Consider the following 16,604-nt stretch of genomic DNA (forward strand, 5'->3'; position numbering starts at 1 on the left):
CGAAACTGCCGGCGGATATCAATCGAACCGGCCATGGCAGCGCGTCAGGCCGTCCTCGGCATCGACCGGGGCGGCTTTCATTTCGGCGTCACGAAGATCTTCGAGAACGTGTCGTTCCTGCTGGACGACGCGCGCACCGCGCTGGTCGGCGAAAATGGCGCCGGCAAATCCACACTGCTCAAATGCCTCGCCGGCGAGCTCGAACTGTCGAACGGGACGATCGTGCGCAGCCGCGGCCTGCGAGTCGGCATCGTGCCGCAGGAGATTCCCGAGGCGCTGGCCGACATGCCGGTGCGCGCGATGCTGGAGCACGCCCTGCCCGCCGATTCGCGCGACGATCTTTGGAAGATCGACGTCCTGCTCGACGAACTGCGCATCCCGTCCGAGATCGCGGAGAAGACGTTCGGGCAATTGTCCGGCGGCTGGCAGCGGCTGCTGCTGATCGCCGCCGCCAAGCTCGGCGAGCCGGATATCGTGATCCTCGACGAGCCGACCAACCATCTCGACCTCGAGAACATCAACAAGCTCGAGCGCTGGCTGGAAGACGACCGCATGCCGATGCTGATCGTCAGCCACGACCGCGAATTCCTCGGCCGCACCACGGCGCGCACGATCTTCCTGCGCAAGGACGGCGCGCATGCCTTCAAGGCGCCCTTTGCCGCGGCGCGCGAGGAGCTGCTGCAGCGCGATGCCACCGCCGCCAAGCAGCGCAAGCTGGAAGAGCGCGAGGTGACGCGGCTGGAGAAAGTAGCGGCGCGCTACAAGGCCTGGGGCGTGCTCAACTCGAAATTCCACAAGAAGCAGCGCGCCACCGAAAAGCGCATCGCGCGCATCGAAGACGGCGCGACCGAGGTCTACCGGCCCAAGAACCGCAAGCTGGAGCTCAACGACGAGGCGATCGACGCCAAGGTCGCGCTGCGGCTCTCGAACCTGGCGGTCAAGACGCCGGACGGCGCGCGCACCCTGGTCACCATCGACCGCCTGGTGGTCGCGGCGGGCGAGCGCGTCGCGCTCTTGGGGCCGAACGGCTCGGGAAAATCGACGCTTCTGACCGTGCTGGCGCGCGCCTATGACCCGGCGCAGGAGCATTACGACGGCCGCGCCCCGGTGCGCTTCAACCCGGCGACCAATCTCGTCTATTTCGACCAGCGCATGGCGGACCTGCCGCTGGACATGACGCTGGCGCAATACATCGCGCAGGTGAAGACCGTGAACAACGCCCAGGCGGTCGCGGTGCTGGCCAAGGCGGGCTTCGCCTTCGAGCGGATGGATTCGGCGATCGGCAGCCTCAGCTATGGCGAGCAGTCACGGCTGGTCTTTCTGCGCATGAAGCTGCTCAAGCCGAACTTCTATATGCTGGACGAGCCGACCAACCATCTCGACATCGAGGGGCAGGAAGACCTCGAGGCGCAGCTTGAAGAATCGGACGTCTCCTGCATCTTCGTGAGCCATGACCGCTATTTCACCCGCACCGCCGCAACGCGGTTCCTCGAGATCCGCAAAGGGCGTCTGGTGGATGTGGAGAATGCGGATGAGTTCTTTGATGCGCAATCGGATTGAAACAACTTGTCATCCCCGGCCGAGCGATGCGACGGAATCGCGAGGGGAAGGGGACCCAGGTGGCAAACATCGCCACGCTATTTCCTACCTGGGTCCCCTTTCCTTCGCGCGCTGCGCGCGCTCAGCCGGGGATGACAGCGAGAAGGACTATCCATGAACCTCGCCAAGCCCCGCGTCGATATCGGGCTCAACACCAACCGGCTGGAGGAGATGCTCGCCTTCTGGCAGGGACGGATGGGCGTGCCGTTCGATCATGTCCTGCCGATCCGCAAGGGGCAGAAGCAGCACCGTCACGATCTGTCGGGCTCCGTCCTCAAGATCAACCACTTCGCCGATCCTCTGCCCGAGGTGCCGCGGGCGGGCTACGCGGAGGTCCTCATCGCGCGCGCCGGCCTGCCGGACATCCAGCTGTTCACCGACCCGGAGGGCACGACCGTCACGCTCGTGCCGCCGGGCACGCTCGGCATCGAGCAGATCGGCATCAAGCTCAAGGTGCGCGATCTCGAAGCGCACAAGCGGTTCTATCGCGAAGCGCTCGGCCTCACCGAGATCGCGCACGGCCATGGCGCGGCCTTCCGCGCCGGCGAGACTGCGATCCTGCTCGAGGAGTCCGACGACGCGCCGGCCGATGCGGCGTTCCAGGGCGCGGGCTTCCGCTACATCACCTTCCAGGTGTTCAGATGCGACGAAGAGCACGCCCGCATCCTCGCGCATGGCGGGCGCGAGGCGCTGGCGCCGACGACGCTGGGCACCACGGCCCGGATCTCCATGGTGCGCGATCCGGACGGCAACTGGATCGAGATCTCCCAGCGCGCCACGCTCACCGGCTCGCTGGAGTAGCGCGCGTCCCTTTGCTACAAGGCCTGCATGACGCTGGAGCCCATCTCGACCTTCGAATTCGACCGCTGGACCGGGCCGTTCGGCGACGCCGAGCGCGCCGCGGCGCAGGATGCGCTGGAGAGCGGCCAGGTGCTCTATTTCCCCCATCTGCCCTTCGTCGTCGGCAACAGCGAGAACACGCTGCTGACCGACGCGCTGTCGAATGGGCGGCAGAAGAACATCAGCCGCGATCCCGATGGCCGCATCCAGGGCGATTCCGCCGCGCCCGAAACGGCGGCGCAGCTCTCGGCGATGATGGGGCGCTTCGCCGAGCAGGCCCGCGCATTGGTGCTGGGGCTTTTCCCCGGCTATGCCGCGACCATCGCGCAGGCCCGCACGAGCTATCGACCCGTCGAGATCGCCGGGCGCAGCGCCAGCCCGCGCAACGACGACAAGCGGCTGCACGTCGACGCCTTCCCGTCGCGGCCGCAGCGCGGCAGCCGCATCCTGCGGGTGTTCTCCAACATCCACCCGATGGGCGGGCGCCGCGTCTGGCATGTCGGCGAGCCGTTCGAAGACGTCGCGAAGCGATACGCCGCCAAGGCGCGCAAGCCCCTGCCCCTCGAACCCTGGCTGTTCGAGGCCCTCGGCGTCACGCGCGGCCGGCGCAGCGCCTATGATTATCTGATGCTCGGCCTGCATGACGGCGCCAAGCTCGATACCGGCTACCAGGCCAATGCGCCGCAGGTGGCGTTCGCCTTTCCCGCCGGCACGAGCTGGATGTGCTTCACCGACCAGGCGATGCATGCCGCACGCAGCGGCCAGTTCGCGCTGGAGCAGACCTTCCACCTGCCGGTGGCCGCGCTCGCCTATCCCGAGCGCTCGCCGCTCAAGATCCTCGAACGGATGACCGGGCAGGCGCTGGTCTGACGCCGCCGCCCGGACGGGGATGCCGCGGGTGTAAGCAGCGCCTGCACGGCAACGGTCATAAAAGTTTCGCGCCACCAGCTTAGATCGGCCACGCACTTTGCGGGGACGAGACCATGACGGACGCGACGGCTTCGACATTCCAAGGCGCAGGCAAGCCGAAGTTCGACCACAAGACCGGGCCGGTCACCGTGATCGTCTTCTTCTGCCTGCTGGCGGCGGGCATCGGCTACGGAATCCACGGGCTGCTCGACGACATCCGGAGCGTCCACGAGCCGCTCGCGCTGGGCGTGTTCGCGCTGTTGGGCCTGGCGCTGCTGATCGCCCTGGGCTTCGAATTCGTCAACGGCTTCCACGACACCGCCAATGCCGTCGCCACCGTGATCTATACGCATTCGATGGCGCCGGTGGTGGCGGTCATCTGGTCCGGCGTCTTCAACTTCCTCGGCGTCATGGTCTCCACCGGCGCGGTCGCCTACGGCATCATCACGCTGCTGCCTGTCGAGCTGATCCTACAGGTCGGCAGCAGCGCGGGCTATGCGATGATCTTCGCGCTGCTGATCGCCGCGATCACCTGGAACCTCGCGACCTGGGCGCTCGGCATCCCGAACAGCTCCAGCCACGCGTTGATCGGCTCGATCATGGGCGTGGGCCTGGCGAATCAGCTGATGGCCAAGGCCGGCCAGGGCACCTCCGGTGTCGACTGGAACCAGGCCCTCAATGTCGGCGAAGCCCTGCTGTTCAGCCCGCTGATGGGTTTCGTGTTCTCCGCGCTGCTGCTGCTGGTGATGAAGTTCCTGGTGCGCTCCCCCAAGCTCTACGAGGAGCCCAAGAGCGATGCGCCGCCGCCCTGGTGGATCCGCGGCCTGCTCATCCTGACCTGCACCGGCGTGTCCTTCGCGCATGGCGGCAATGACGGGCAGAAGGGCATGGGCCTGATCATGCTCATCCTGATCGGCGCGGCGCCGACCGCCTATGCGCTCAACCGCACCATGCCGGACGAAGCAGCGCCCGCCTTCGTGCAATCGGCCGTCGCGGCGCAAGGCGTGTTCGCGGCGCATGCCGCCGGGCAGGCGGCGGTCTCGCCGGCGGCCGCACGCGGCGTCGTGGGCACCGCACTGCGCGAAAAGACGGTCAACCGCCCCGACGTCTATGCGGCGCTCGCCAGCCTGTCCGGCGACATCGCGAAGAATGTCAGGACTTATGGCTCCATCTCGCATGTCCCGGCCGCCGCCACGCCGAACCTGCGCAACGACATGTACCTGACGGGCGACGCCGTGCGCCTTCTGCCGAAAGAGGGCGCGAAGTTCTCGGACAAGGAGAGCGCGACGCTCAAGACCTATACCGACGGGCTGCAGAAGGGCACGCGCTTCATCCCGCTCTGGGTGAAGGTTTGCGTCGCCATCGCGCTGGGGCTGGGCACCATGGTCGGCTGGAAGCGGATCGTCGTGACGGTCGGCGAGCGCATCGGCAAGACCCATCTGACCTACGCACAGGGCGCCTCGGCCGAGCTGGTCGCGGCGCTGACCATCGGCGCGGCGGAGGTCTACGGCCTGCCGGTCTCGACGACCCATATCCTGTCGAGCGGCGTCGCAGGGACGATGGCCGCGAACGGTTCCGGCCTGCAATGGAGCACCATCCGCTCGATCGCCGCCGCCTGGGTGCTGACGCTTCCCGCCGCGATGGCGATCGCGGGCGGGCTGTATTACGTCCTGCGCATGGTCGTATGAGGCTGGCCAAGGCGGCGGGACACCTGTCCCCGCCGCCGGTCCCGGCCGGCATCCATGGGCGGAGACGTCGAGCTGCCCCTTAAAGTTCCCAAGACTTGGTAATGGCAATCTGCGGGCCGGGGTCGCGCCAAATCGCTTGATCCGGCCATGCCGAGCTCACCGGCACGGCGCCCGCCGTCGCCTTGTGCGCATTCCGCGGGTATAGCATGGTCTCTGCAGTGCGCCCTCGCTAGAGTTTTCACCGGACATGAGCACCGCCCACGACGCCACGGCCGCCGATGCGCGCGCCCGCTTCCGCATGGAGCGCAAGCCGCGCCTGCTGCGGCTCGTCGCGGAAGGCGAGTGGACGACCAAGGATGCGGCCAAACTCGACAGCCAGCTCAAGAGCATCGAGCTGGGCGACGCGGTGGACGCCGAGATCGACGGATCGGCGCTGGCCCGCATCGACAGCGCCGGCGCCTGGCTGCTGGTGCGCACCAAGCGGGAATGGGAGAAGCGCGGCAAGCGTGTCGGCCCGATCAGCCTGCCGGCGGTCTATGCCACCCTGCTCCACACGGTGGAGAACGAACACACCGCGCCGCCGGTCGTCATCGACGACCGCCACACCCTGGAGGCGTTCGTCACCCGTGTCGGCAAGGCGACGATCCACGGCCTGCAACAGGGCGTCGGCATCCTGGGCTATATCGGCCGCGTCACCGTCGAGACGACGGAAGCGATCTACCATCCGCGCGGCAATCTGCGCATCGCGGCGCTGGTGCACCAGGTGGAAGAGACCGGCATCAACGCGCTGCCCATCGTCGGCCTGCTGTCCTTCCTGATCGGCATCGTGCTCGCCTATCAGGGCGCCGACCAGCTCAAGCGCTTCGGCGCCGAGGTCTTCACCATCAACCTGCTCGGCGTCGGCCTGCTGCGCGAGCTCGGCGGCCTCGTCACCGCCATCATCGTCGCGGGCCGCTCGGGCTCGGCCTTCACCGCACAGATCGGCACGATGCGGGTCAATGAAGAGATCGACGCGATGCAGACCATCGGCATCAACACGGTCGACGCACTGGTGCTGCCGCGGGTTCTCGGCCTGGTCATCGCCCTGCCCTTCCTCACCTTCTATGCCGACATCATGGGTCTGCTGGGCGGCGCGGTGATGTGCTATTTCGACCTCGGCATCACCATCCCGGTGTTCATGCGCCAGCTGCAGGAAGCCATCAGCGTCAACACCTTCATGGTCGGCATGATCAAGGCGCCGGTGTTCGCCTTCATCATCGGCCTGGTCGGCTGCTTCGAGGGCCTGCAGGTCGAGCGCAACGCCGCCAGCGTGGGCAAGCTCACGACCCGCTCGGTGGTCGAATCCATCTTCCTCGTGATCGTGCTCGACGCCGGGTTCTCGATCATGTTCTCCATCATAGGGATCTGAGCGTGGCGGAGGGACAGGACAAGGACGTCGTCATCAAGGTGCGGGGGCTGGTCAACGGCTTCGGCACCCAGGTGCTGCACGACCATCTCGACCTCGACGTCTATCGCGGCGAGGTCCTCGGCGTGGTCGGCGGCTCGGGCACCGGCAAGTCGGTGCTGCTGCGCTCGATCATCGGCCTCAACCAAATCCAGTCGGGCACCATCGAGGTGTTCGGCCGCGACACCTCCAACCTCTCGGAGGCGCAGTGGCGCGAGATCGAGCAGCATTGGGGCGTGCTGTTCCAGGAAGGCGCGCTGTTCTCCTCCCAGACCATCGCGGAGAACATCCAGGTCCCTTTGCGCGAATACACCGACATGTCGCAGGAGCTGATGAACGAGATCGCCTCGATGAAGCTCTCGATGGTCGGCCTGGCCGAGGATGCGGCGGCGAAGCATCCCTCCGAGCTGTCGGGCGGCATGAAGAAGCGCGCCGGTCTGGCGCGCGCCCTGGCGCTCGACCCCGACATCGTGTTCCTCGACGAGCCGACCGCGGGGCTCGACCCGATCTCGGCCAACATGTTCGACGAGCTGGTCAAGGACCTGCAGAAGAGCCTCAAGCTCACCGTCTTCATGGTGACCCACGACCTCGACACGCTGCGCGCGACCACCGATCGCATCGCCGTGCTGGTCGACAAGAAGATCGTGGTGGGGACGATCGACGAATTGCGCCGCAATCCGCATCCGTGGATTCAGGAGTATTTTTCCGGCCCGCGCGGACGCGCCGCGGCCTAGGGGGATTTTAGCGAATGGAAACCAAAGCCAATTACGTCGCCGTCGGTGCCTTCGTCCTCGCCTGCATGCTGGCGCTGGTCGTCACGGTGCTGTGGCTGGCCGGCGTGCAGTACAGCCAGGAATATGTCTACTACACGACCAAGTTCAGCGGCTCGGTCAGCGGGCTCGGCAAGGGCACGGTCGTGCGCTACAACGGCATCGAGGTCGGCCGCGTCGACAGCCTCGACTTCGCGCCCAACGATCCTTCCAGCGTCATCGCGACCCTTCAGGTGCGGCCGGACCTGTCGATCTACAGCGACGCCACGGCTTCCATCGCCAGCCAGGGCCTGACCGGCGGCTCCTATATCGAGATCATCGGCGGCAAGCTGCGCGACGAGCAGGACAAGCTGCCCAAGACCACGGCCAAGCCCTATCCCGAGATCAAGTCGCGCCAATCGACCCTGGCGCTGCTGGAACAGACCGCGCCGCAGGTCGTCGACAAGCTCAACAAGATCGCGGACAAGCTGAACCTCGTGCTGGACGACAAGAACCGCGCCGCCTTCGCGCATACGCTGGCCAATCTCGACACGCTCAGCACGACGCTGGCGTCGCACAAGGCCGATATCGACGCGACCTTCCGCAGCACCAACGAGGCGACCCACAACCTCGCGGTCGCCAGCCGCGACCTGCATCCCACGCTGGTCCAGGCGGATGCGACGCTCAAGAAGCTCGACAAGCTTTCCACCGACGCGGACGCGGTGGTGACGGGCGACGGCGTCGCGCAGCTTTCCGCGCTGCTGGCCGACGGACGGCGCCTGGTCACGAGCCTCACCAAGCTGTCCGACGAACTCAACCGCGAGCCGACACGCGTGATCTTCGGCGACAGGCGCAAGGGATACACACCGAAATGACGACCTTCTCGCTCAACCGCCGCGCCCTGCTGGCGACCGGCCTCGCCTCCGTCGCGCTGTCGGCGTGCAGCGGCTTGATCGGCCCGCCCGATCCGGGCCCGCTCTACCTGCTCAAGCCCGTGCCGCCGGCGCCGGGCGGCGGCCCGCGCGTGCCCTGGCAGCTTTCGGTCGTCCTTCCCGAAGCCGCCGACAGCCTGGATACCAGCCGCATCGCTCTCGTGCAGCCGAACAACCAGTGGGATTACTACGCGAACTCCTCGTGGCAGGACCGCATGCCCTTCCTCGTGCAGAGCGCCTTGATCGACGCCTTCGAGGCCAGCGGCCGCATCCCGGCGGTGGGCCGCGACACCGAAGGCCTCAAATCCGACTACCTGCTGGAGACCGACGTCCGCGATTTCGAAGCGGTCTATGCGCAGCAGGACGGCGTCCCGACGGCGACCGTGCGGATCGCGGCGAAGCTGATCGCGGCACACGGCCGCATCATCACGCAATCGCTGATCGCGCATAGCGAAGTCGCCGCCGCCGCGAATAGCGTGCCGGCCGTGGTCATGGCGTTCAACCAGGCGCTCGGCGCCACGCTGAGCCAGATCGTCGATTGGACGCTGGGCGCGCCGATACCGGCCCGGACCTAGATGACGCATCGGCGCGCAGGGAACTTTCCCCGGTCAAATCCCGTTAACTGTGGGATTTTGCACGGAGTTCCCGAATGCTTCGCTGGGCGTTTCTTTTCCTGATCATCGGGCTGGTCGCGGCCTTGCTCGGTTTCGGCGGCATAGCCGGCGCTTCCTTTGCCATCGCCAAGACGCTGTTCTACGTCTTCATGGTGATCTTCCTGGTGCTGCTCGTCCTCGGCCTCACGGTCGCGCGACGTGTGTCGGGAGAATAAATCCCGGTGAGCGACGTCTACCGCGTCGGGTTCGAGTTCTACCCCCCGGCCGAGCAGCCGAGCATCGCCGATGCCCGCTGGTCGCTGTCGGGGCTCGATCCTGCGGCGCGACTGCGTTCCGGTCACTTCGAAGCCTCCGACGGCCAGCAGGTGCCGTATCGCCTGTGGAAGGCGGAGAACGCCCGCGCCATGGTGCTCTTGCTGCACGGCGCCACCGATTATGCCGGCGCATTCGATGAGATCGGGCCGCTGTTCGCCGCGCGGGGATTCACGGCGCTCGCCATCGACCAGCGCGGCTTCGGTGCCACCGCCACGCGAGGACTGTGGTGCGGCAAGAACCGCATGATCCGCGATGCGATCGAGGCGGTGCTGTTCCTGCGCAAGCGCTACGGCGATGCCCTGCCGGTCTTCATCGTCGGCGAGAGCATGGGTGCGGCGCTGGCGGTGCATGCGGCGTCGCGCGCGCCAGACCTCGATCTCGCCGGCATCGTGCTGGCGGCGCCGGGCGCGATCAGCGGCGCCTGGCGCCGCCTGTTCGGCTCGGCGCTGACGCGTGTGCTGCGCTTTTTCCTGCCCAATGCCGGCATCCGGATCGAGCGGCTGTCCGCCTGGGAATTCACCCCGGCCTCCGCCATCCGACTGCTGAGCGACCCGATGGTGCTGCGCCGCGTGCGGCCGGCGCAGCTGTTCGGTCTCTTCAAGCTGTCGCGCAGCGCGGTGGACGAGGCCGGACATGTCCGCATCCCCTCCCTCACCATGATCGGCGGCAAGGAAGATCTGCTGCGCGAGGCGTGCATCGCGCGGCTGCATCACGGCCTTTCGGGCGAAAAAGACTGGGCCCGCTTCAGGAACGGCCCCCATTTGCTGCTTCACTGGAAGCGGCGGGACCGCGTACTCGGCAAAGTGTTTTCCTGGCTCGACGGCCGGCTGGCGCGCGCCCGTTAGCCGTATAAGGTCGTGGGACGCCTTCGAGGGGGAATCGATGCGAATTCTATCGGGCGCCGTGACGGCGGTCTTGTTGTGCGCCACGCCGGCGTTGGCCCAGTGCGACCTCCATGCCGCGGATGCCGCCGCCGCGGGCGCGGGATGCGCCCGTGCCTGGATGGACGCCAATCTCCGGCTCAACGACATCGTCACGGTGGGGACGCATAACAGCTACAAGGCGGCGATCCCGCCCAAGATCATGGCTCTGATCCGGATGGGGGCGCCGCGCGTCGCTCCGGGTCTCGACTATTCGCACCTGCCGTTGACGGATCAGCTGAACGACGGCGCGCGCGCGATCGAGATCGACGTCGTCTACGATCCGAAAGGCGGTCTCTACGCCCATCCGGCCGGGGCCGCGATGACCGGCGAGACGATGCCGGACAGCTTCGCCGCGACGATGGCGGAGCCCGGCTTCAAGGTGCTGCACATCCAGGATATCGATTTCCATGCCGTCTGCCTGACCTTCACCGCCTGCCTGCGGGAGCTCAAGGCATGGTCCGACGCGCATCCCGACCATGTGCCGATCCTCGTGACGCTCAACGCCAAGGACGATGCGATCTCGATGCCCGGCTCGGTGACCCCGCTGCCGTTCGACACGGCAGCGTTCGATGCCCTGGACGCGGAAGTGCTCTCGGTATTCCCGCGCGACGGGATCGTCACACCCGATGCGGTCCAGGGCGCGGCTCCGACCCTGCGCGATGCGATCCTCGCCAATGGCTGGCCGACGCTGGGCGCGACGCGCGGCAAGGTCCTGTTCGCGCTGGACGAGAGCGGCGACAAGATCAAGGCCTATATCGGCGGCCGCAAATCGCTCGAGGGCCGCGTGATGTTCGTCAACACGGACGAGGATTCGCCGGCCGCCGCCTATCTCACGCTGAACGAGACCGCCGACATTCCGCGCATCACGGCCGATGTGCGAAAGAACTTCCTGGTGCGCACCCGGGCCGATGCGGACACGGTGGAAGCGCGGGCCAACACCACCGAGCGGCGCGACAAGGCCCTCGCCTCCGGCGCGCAATATGTCTCGACGGATTACATGCAACCGGATTCGCGGCTCGGCCCCTATCTCGCGCGCATGCCGCAAGGCGTGGTCGCGGCCTGCAACCCGCAGCGCCGGCCCGAGCGCTGCGCCGGACTGCCGGTCGAAGCGGCCGTCAAGCCATGAGCGCGGCCATCTCCAGCGCGTTCGCCGTCGCGGCACCGAGCGCCGTGTTGTCGAAGATGCACCATACCTGGCCCGCGCGCGTCGCGCGCAATTGCTGCGCCAAGGCCCGGAGCCGCGCGGCGTCGTAGTCCGAATAATAGAGGCGCGGCGAGCCGTGCCATCGGTAATAGGCGATAGCCGCGTCGCCGCCGGGCCGCTCCGCGCCCGGCGCGCGCGCGGGATCGGCCGCCGCCCGGGCGACCGTCGCCGCAGCCAGCAAGCCGTCGGCCGCCGGCGTGAACCACGTCGCATGCCGCGGCTCGCAGACGACGGCGCCGTCGAAACGCTCCCGCAGCACGGCGAAGAAGGCCCGCGCCATCTGCGGATCGAATTTCAGGCTCGGCGGCAATTGCACCAGCAAGGGTCCGAGCTTGTCGCCCAAGGCGCCGCATTCATGCAGGAACACGTCAAGGAGGCCTTCCGCGTCGCTCAGGCGGCGCTCATGCGTGATGGTCTTGGGCAGCTTCACCGCAAACCGGAAGCCGTCCGGCACGGATTGGGCCCATCGCGCATAGGTTGCCGGCCGATGCGGGCGGTAGAAGGACGAGTTGATCTCGACCGCGTCCAGTCGCGTGGCATAGCGCGCCAGAAGGCTCGGGCCTTCGGCGAAGCGATCGCGCTGCGTACCGGGCAGGCTCCAGCCGGCCGTACCGATGAGAATCCTAGGTTTCGCGGAGGCGGACGACATCCCGTGCTAGCGCCCGCCAAATGCTTTCGTTCCAGGCGTTCTGCGCCGCCGGCGACGGCGACGGCAATATCCACAGCGCGGTCTCGCCGATCGTCGCGTCCTGTTTGCCCGCCTTGGCCCTCGGCCCGAGCAGGCGCCGTCCGCCCGCCAGACTCGTGAAGGCGAGGATTCTCGGCCTGGCCCGTCCGATGCGCGCGCGCAGGTCGTCGATCGCTTCGCGGCCCAGGCTGCCGGCCGGCAACTGGTGGTCCATGCCGCTGGCATGCTTGGCGATGTCGGTGAGACCGATGCCGAGTCCGGGCGAGAGCGGATATTCGTGCGGCGCATACAGCCGGGGCGTGAGGCCGACGGCATGGAGCGTGCGCCAGAATTTGTTCTGCGGATGGGCATAGTACTGCCCGCGCAGTGCCGACAGCCGTCCGGCCGCCGTGCCGCAGAATACCAAGGTCAGTCCGGGCGGCAGAACGTCGGGAAGGACCGGCGCTTCAGGCAACCTTGCGCATCGCCCGGCGGTAGGGCGTCAGGTCCCAGTTGGGATAGCGGATCTGCGCCCGCGCGAGCGTGGTCTCGGTCCAGAACGCATCGCCGGGCTTCTGCACGCCGAAGCAGGCGAGCTGTTCGGGCGTCGCGTGGTCGAAGATGTTCGCCCAGGGCTTCTGGTGATGGAACGCCCAGGCGGTGAACGCGACACTGTCGTCATGCGCCTTGCGGAAACAGGTCATCAGCGCATAGCGATGCGCATTCGGCGCCGTCAGATTGGTGCCGCGATGATAGATGTCGGTGCTGTAGGGCACGATGCTGCCGGCCGGCATGGCGCTGGAGCGGGCATAGCGCTGCAGCCCTTCCTGCAGCGCCGCCTGCGCCGCCGGCTCCTGGCTCAGCGAGGCTTCCGGGCCCGCGACCTTCAAGCTGTCGCCCCGCGTCACGTAGTTCATCGCGCCATGCGCGTCGGTGACGTCGCTGAAATAGCACAAGATGGTGACGGAGTTCTTCGTCACGTCCTCCGACGGCACGGTCAGCGTGTGATTCGAGAAGTCGGTGTGGAAGGGCTGGTCGTAATCGGCATCGCCGGTGAACTTCGCCCAGCTCTGGCACTGGTAGCAGTGCACGTCGTCGGTCCCGAGCGCCGCCTTGGCGAAGGCGATGAGCGCCGGGTGCACGCCGATCAGGTTCAGCGCCGGCGAGCAGTCGATCGGAACGGGTTGGATGTCCTTGAACTGGGACTTGTGGAAGCGACCGAGCTCGCCCGGGCGCTTCTTGTCCAGGACTTCGCCCTCGCCTTCGGGATGCGCGAAGACCGCCTCGAAGTCCGCCTGCACGGCGGCGACCTCCTCCGGCGTGAAGAAATTCGGGATCGGCGACGCGCCCTCTCGCCGCCAGGTGTCGATATGCTCCTGGGTGAAGCGCGCGTTCACGGTCAGCGCTTCTTCTGGCGCGTCTTGCGCGCGGCATAGCGCGCATCGCGCGCCGCCTTCTGCTCCGCGAGGAGCTGGACCAGCTTGTCGGCCTCGGCGCGCTTGGCCCGTTCAGCCTCTTCCGCCGCGAACCGCTCGGCCTCGAGCTTGGCGGCCTCCTCGGCAGCCTTGCGCTCGGCATCCTCGCGCAACGCCGCGGCCTTGGCCTCGGCTCGGGCCGCTTCGCGCGCCTCGCGCTCGTCGGCGATGCGCTTGCGTTCGGCTTGGCGGGCGGCGAATTCGGGATCGTTCTGCGGCGCCTTGGCGCGTGCCCGTTCCAGCAGCGCGGCCTTCGCCTTTGCCTGTTCCTGAAGTCTGTCGTTGAAGCCCTTTTCCTTGAAACCGCGCATGCCGTTCAACCTGTCATCCTTTTCGCCGGGAGAAGACCGGAAACTATGCCAAAACCGCCGATTTTCAAGCCCGGAATTGCCGTGCAGTTGCCGCAAAATGTGACATAAGGCGGCCATGGCACCTCCTTTGCTTCTCCTGCAAGACATCCATGTGACGTTCGGCAACACCCATCTGCTGGACGGCGCGGAACTATCCGTCGCGGCGGGCGAACGGCTGTGTCTTGTGGGCCGCAACGGCTCGGGAAAATCGACGCTGCTGAAAGTGGCCGCGGGGCTCATGGAAGCCGATGACGGCACCCGTTTCGCCCAGCCGGGCGCCACCATCCGCTATTTGGCGCAGGAGCCGAGCCTGGCCGGCTATGCCGACACCCACGCCTATGTCGAGGCCGGCCTCATGCCCGGCGACGACCCGGCGCGGGCGTATTACCTCCTCGGCAAGCTCGGCCTGAGCGGCGCGGAGACGCCCGATACGCTGTCCGGCGGCGAGGCGCGCCGCGCGGCGCTGGCCCGCACGCTGGCGCCGCGGCCCGACATCCTGCTGCTGGACGAGCCGACCAACCATCTCGACCTGCCCGCCATCGAGTGGCTGGAGGGTGAGCTGACGGCGCTCAAATCCGCGCTTGTCCTGATCAGCCACGACCGCCGCTTCCTGGAGACCCTGTCGCGCGCCACGGTCTGGCTCGACCGCGGCACGACGCGTCGGCTGGAAAAGAGCTTCGCGCATTTCGAGCCCTGGCGCGACGAGGTGCTGGCGCAGGAAGAGATCGAGCGCCACAAGCTCGACCGCAAGATCGCCATGGAAGAAGACTGGGTGCGCTATGGCGTGAGCGCCCGGCGCAAGCGCAACCAGGGCCGCCTCGCCAAGCTGCGCGGCCTGCGCACCGGGCGGCGCGAGCAGCTCGACGTCACCGGCAGCGTCAAGATGACAGTGACCGAGAGCGAGGAAGGCGGCACCCGCGTCATCGATGCCAAGCGGATCTTCAAGAGCTGGGGCGACAACCCCGTCGTGAACGACGTCTCGCTGCGCGTCCATCGCGGCGAGCGGGTCGCCATCGTGGGCCCGAACGGCGCGGGCAAGACGACGCTGGTGAACCTCCTGACCGGCCGGCTCGAGCCCGATGCGGGCAATGTGAAGATCGGCGTGAACGTGAAGATGGCGCGGCTCGACCAGACCCGCGTCCTGCTGGAGCCCGACGACACGCTGGCCAGCGTGCTGACCGGTGGGCGCGGCGACTATATCGAGGTCGGCGGCGAGCCGCGGCACGTCGTCAGCTACATGAAGGATTTCCTCTTCACCGCCGACCAGGCGCGCTCGCCGGTGAAGGTCCTGTCGGGCGGCGAGCGGGCGCGGCTGCTGCTCGCCAAGGTGCTGGCGCAGCCCTCGAACCTGCTGGTGCTGGACGAGCCGACCAACGACCTCGATCTCGAGACCCTCGACCTGCTGGAGGAGATGATCGACGAATATCCCGGCACGGCGCTGTTGGTGAGCCACGACCGCGATTTCCTCGACCGCGTCGCGACCTCGATCCTCATGGCGGAGGGCGACGGCCGCTTCGTCCAATATGCCGGCGGCTACACCGACATGCTGGCGCAGCGCGGCAAGGGCGTGGAGGCGAAGGTCGACGGCGCGGCGAAGGCCGCAAAGCCGTCCGGCGGGCGTGAGCGCGTGCGCGAGGCGCCGAAGCGCAAGATGAATTTCTCCGACAAGCACGACCTGGAGAAATTGCCGGGCCGTCTCGCCGCGCTGGAAAAACAGATCGCCGAGCTGCAGGCGCAGCTCGCCGCGCCGAATCTCTACACGCGCGACGCCAGGAAATTCGCGGCCCTGTCGCAGGACCTCGCCGAGACGCAGCATGCGCATGCCGCCGGCGAGGAGCGCTGGCTGGAGCTCGAGATGCTGCGCGAAGAAATCGAGCGGGGCTGAAAGCCCGCACGGCGGTGCGCCTCGCGAACATCCCCACATGAGCGGAGCCTTTGCGCTCTTGACGCAACTCCGGCGCAGGGATCGTCCGGCGCACGGCGCGGAAGAGGTTCCGTGAAAATCGATTTCGGCGAAAAGGCGATGGACATCGGAACGCCTGCATTCAACTTCATGCGCACGTGCCGGCCAAAGCCGTCCTCGACTATCTCGTCGGACGGCGGGATGTGGATCGCGACCGGATCGCGTTGTTCGGCCCATCCCTCGGATCGCTCCTCGCGGTGCGTCCTCTATGGCGAAGCGGAAGCGGCGCAGAGCGACGAGCGGGTGGCCCTGAGCGCCTTGCGCTTTCTGAGCAAGCTCACCGCGCCGCTCTCGCTGCAGCTCTTCGGATCCGACGAGGGCTGGGCGGCGACGCATTGCCCGCTCTTTCTCCATGCGCTCATCCTGCTGGCGGACCCGAAGCGGCCCTGGCCGCAGGACTTCGCCGGGGAACTCACCCATACGATGCTGAACGGCATAGCGGCGACGCAGCCGGCGCGACGGCCCCGGTCGCGCAAGGCGGAACGTGCCGGGATGTGAGAGTGGCGGACAGGGTGAGATTCGAACTCACGAAACCCGTAAAGGTTCTCCGCATTTCGAGTGCGGTGCCATCAACCACTCGACCACCTGTCCGCGGAACGCGCTCAAATACTTAAGATGGGGCGGGAGTGCAAGCCACCCCTGTTGCTCCCGGTCGCGGCTCCGGGCCTGTCTCCAGCCTGCTGGGGCAATGGCGCCCCGAGCAACGGCAATCGCTTCCGGAGACTTGGGGATATCATGCAACGGCGCGCGTCGGTCGCCCTCGCGGGCCGCGTTGAAGGCGCGCGCGACCGGGAGATGATGCAGGAAGTGCGCAGCGGACGGCGTCGCGGCTCGCGGGTCCTTCGCCATGTCGTCGAAACGGCGCAGCGCAAGCGCGTCGTCCGCGAAGGGGAAGCGCTGCGGGCAGCCTAGCAGGCCGGCCTGCCTTGCGA

18 protein-coding genes and 1 tRNA gene are annotated in these 16,604 nt (G+C 67.4%); 14 read left to right on the forward strand and 5 right to left on the reverse strand.

Annotation, left to right across the window (positions count from 1 at the left end; translation table 11 throughout):
- Positions 1-33: 33 nt before the first annotated feature.
- The 11 genes from WDM91_08505 to WDM91_08555 all read left to right on the forward strand — a co-directional run bounded on the left by WDM91_08505 (position 34) and on the right by WDM91_08555 (position 11,139).
- Positions 34-1,560, forward strand: a complete 1,527-nt coding sequence (locus WDM91_08505) for an ABC-F family ATP-binding cassette domain-containing protein (protein ID MEI9994621.1) — start codon at positions 34-36, stop codon at positions 1,558-1,560.
- Positions 1,561-1,713: 153 nt separating this feature from the next.
- Positions 1,714-2,400 (forward strand): VOC family protein, encoded by a 687-nt coding sequence (locus WDM91_08510; GenBank protein MEI9994622.1) that lies wholly within the window; start codon positions 1,714-1,716, stop codon positions 2,398-2,400.
- 27 nt (positions 2,401-2,427) lie between these two features.
- Positions 2,428-3,309 carry a Kdo hydroxylase family protein gene (locus WDM91_08515; protein ID MEI9994623.1) on the forward strand — a complete coding sequence of 294 codons (882 nt, stop codon included), beginning with the start codon at positions 2,428-2,430 and terminating at the stop codon, positions 3,307-3,309.
- 113 nt (positions 3,310-3,422) lie between these two features.
- Positions 3,423-5,036, forward strand: coding sequence for an inorganic phosphate transporter (locus tag WDM91_08520; protein MEI9994624.1), 1,614 nt, complete (start codon positions 3,423-3,425; stop codon positions 5,034-5,036).
- A gap of 247 nt (positions 5,037-5,283) precedes the next feature.
- Entirely contained in the window at positions 5,284-6,444 is a 1,161-nt protein-coding gene (locus WDM91_08525) for an MlaE family lipid ABC transporter permease subunit (GenBank protein ID MEI9994625.1), read from the forward strand.
- A 2-nt stretch (positions 6,445-6,446) separates the two neighbouring features.
- Positions 6,447-7,214: an ABC transporter ATP-binding protein gene (locus WDM91_08530; protein ID MEI9994626.1), complete on the forward strand. Its 768-nt coding sequence runs from the start codon at positions 6,447-6,449 to the stop codon at positions 7,212-7,214.
- Positions 7,215-7,228: 14 nt separating this feature from the next.
- Positions 7,229-8,104 (forward strand): MlaD family protein, encoded by an 876-nt coding sequence (locus WDM91_08535; GenBank protein ID MEI9994627.1) that lies wholly within the window; start codon positions 7,229-7,231, stop codon positions 8,102-8,104.
- Positions 8,101-8,736, forward strand: a complete 636-nt coding sequence (locus WDM91_08540; protein MEI9994628.1) for an ABC-type transport auxiliary lipoprotein family protein — start codon at positions 8,101-8,103, stop codon at positions 8,734-8,736. Before WDM91_08535 ends, WDM91_08540 begins: the two co-directional genes overlap by 4 nt.
- A 74-nt stretch (positions 8,737-8,810) precedes the next feature.
- Positions 8,811-8,990: a DUF1328 domain-containing protein gene (locus WDM91_08545; GenBank protein MEI9994629.1), complete on the forward strand. Its 180-nt coding sequence runs from the start codon at positions 8,811-8,813 to the stop codon at positions 8,988-8,990.
- A gap of 6 nt (positions 8,991-8,996) precedes the next feature.
- A complete protein-coding gene (locus WDM91_08550) occupies positions 8,997-9,935 on the forward strand; it encodes an alpha/beta fold hydrolase (protein ID MEI9994630.1) in 939 nt (312 codons plus the stop codon).
- Between the two features lie 37 nt (positions 9,936-9,972).
- Complete coding sequence (locus tag WDM91_08555; protein ID MEI9994631.1) at positions 9,973-11,139, forward strand: phosphatidylinositol-specific phospholipase C1-like protein; 1,167 nt, start codon at positions 9,973-9,975, stop codon at positions 11,137-11,139.
- Here WDM91_08555 and WDM91_08560 read toward each other — a convergent pair.
- Genes WDM91_08560 through WDM91_08575 form a run of 4 tightly spaced genes read right to left on the reverse strand, consistent with a single transcriptional unit; the run spans position 11,129 to position 13,670 of the window.
- A complete protein-coding gene (locus WDM91_08560) occupies positions 11,129-11,866 on the reverse strand; it encodes a DUF72 domain-containing protein (GenBank protein ID MEI9994632.1) in 738 nt (245 codons plus the stop codon). The genes WDM91_08555 and WDM91_08560 overlap by 11 nt on opposite strands.
- A complete protein-coding gene (locus WDM91_08565; GenBank protein ID MEI9994633.1) occupies positions 11,841-12,359 on the reverse strand; it encodes a mismatch-specific DNA-glycosylase in 519 nt (172 codons plus the stop codon). The genes WDM91_08560 and WDM91_08565 overlap by 26 nt, the downstream gene beginning before the upstream one ends.
- Positions 12,352-13,281 (reverse strand): phytanoyl-CoA dioxygenase family protein, encoded by a 930-nt coding sequence (locus tag WDM91_08570; GenBank protein ID MEI9994634.1) that lies wholly within the window; start codon positions 13,279-13,281, stop codon positions 12,352-12,354. The genes WDM91_08565 and WDM91_08570 overlap by 8 nt, the downstream gene beginning before the upstream one ends.
- A 2-nt stretch (positions 13,282-13,283) precedes the next feature.
- Positions 13,284-13,670, reverse strand: a complete 387-nt coding sequence (locus WDM91_08575) for a DUF6481 family protein (protein ID MEI9994635.1) — start codon at positions 13,668-13,670, stop codon at positions 13,284-13,286.
- A gap of 115 nt (positions 13,671-13,785) precedes the next feature.
- Here WDM91_08575 and WDM91_08580 point away from each other — a divergent pair, with 115 nt between their 5' ends.
- Both WDM91_08580 and WDM91_08585 read left to right on the forward strand, forming a co-directional pair.
- Positions 13,786-15,594 (forward strand): ATP-binding cassette domain-containing protein, encoded by a 1,809-nt coding sequence (locus WDM91_08580; protein ID MEI9994636.1) that lies wholly within the window; start codon positions 13,786-13,788, stop codon positions 15,592-15,594.
- Between the two features lie 111 nt (positions 15,595-15,705).
- On the forward strand, positions 15,706-16,170 hold the full coding sequence (locus WDM91_08585; protein MEI9994637.1) for a hypothetical protein: 465 nt from the start codon (positions 15,706-15,708) through the stop codon (positions 16,168-16,170).
- A gap of 3 nt (positions 16,171-16,173) precedes the next feature.
- Here WDM91_08585 and WDM91_08590 read toward each other — a convergent pair.
- A tRNA-Ser gene (locus tag WDM91_08590) sits at positions 16,174-16,263 on the reverse strand.
- A 144-nt stretch (positions 16,264-16,407) separates the two neighbouring features.
- On the opposite strand from WDM91_08590, the gene WDM91_08595 reads away from it, so the two are divergent.
- Entirely contained in the window at positions 16,408-16,584 is a 177-nt protein-coding gene (locus tag WDM91_08595; protein MEI9994638.1) for a hypothetical protein, read from the forward strand.
- Positions 16,585-16,604 lie beyond the last annotated feature (20 nt).

This window comes from Rhizomicrobium sp. (assembly GCA_037200385.1).
Lineage (GTDB): Bacteria > Pseudomonadota > Alphaproteobacteria > Micropepsales > Micropepsaceae > Rhizomicrobium.

Excerpts from the sequence above, each read along its gene's own strand:
- WDM91_08505 (MEI9994621.1), top strand. The coding sequence starts at position 34 with ATGGCAGCGCGTCAGGCCGTCCTCGGCATCGACCGGGGCGGCTTTCAT.
- WDM91_08510 (MEI9994622.1), top strand. The coding sequence starts at position 1,714 with ATGAACCTCGCCAAGCCCCGCGTCGATATCGGGCTCAACACCAACCGG.
- WDM91_08515 (MEI9994623.1), top strand. The coding sequence starts at position 2,428 with ATGACGCTGGAGCCCATCTCGACCTTCGAATTCGACCGCTGGACCGGG.
- WDM91_08520 (MEI9994624.1), top strand. The coding sequence starts at position 3,423 with ATGACGGACGCGACGGCTTCGACATTCCAAGGCGCAGGCAAGCCGAAG.
- WDM91_08525 (MEI9994625.1), top strand. The coding sequence starts at position 5,284 with ATGAGCACCGCCCACGACGCCACGGCCGCCGATGCGCGCGCCCGCTTC.
- WDM91_08535 (MEI9994627.1), top strand. The coding sequence starts at position 7,229 with ATGGAAACCAAAGCCAATTACGTCGCCGTCGGTGCCTTCGTCCTCGCC.
- WDM91_08540 (MEI9994628.1), top strand. The coding sequence starts at position 8,101 with ATGACGACCTTCTCGCTCAACCGCCGCGCCCTGCTGGCGACCGGCCTC.
- WDM91_08545 (MEI9994629.1), top strand. The coding sequence starts at position 8,811 with ATGCTTCGCTGGGCGTTTCTTTTCCTGATCATCGGGCTGGTCGCGGCC.
- WDM91_08555 (MEI9994631.1), top strand. The coding sequence starts at position 9,973 with ATGCGAATTCTATCGGGCGCCGTGACGGCGGTCTTGTTGTGCGCCACG.
- WDM91_08560 (MEI9994632.1), bottom strand. The coding sequence starts at position 11,866 with ATGTCGTCCGCCTCCGCGAAACCTAGGATTCTCATCGGTACGGCCGGC.
- WDM91_08575 (MEI9994635.1), bottom strand. The coding sequence starts at position 13,670 with ATGCGCGGTTTCAAGGAAAAGGGCTTCAACGACAGACTTCAGGAACAG.
- WDM91_08580 (MEI9994636.1), top strand. The coding sequence starts at position 13,786 with ATGGCACCTCCTTTGCTTCTCCTGCAAGACATCCATGTGACGTTCGGC.
- WDM91_08595 (MEI9994638.1), top strand. The coding sequence starts at position 16,408 with ATGCAACGGCGCGCGTCGGTCGCCCTCGCGGGCCGCGTTGAAGGCGCG.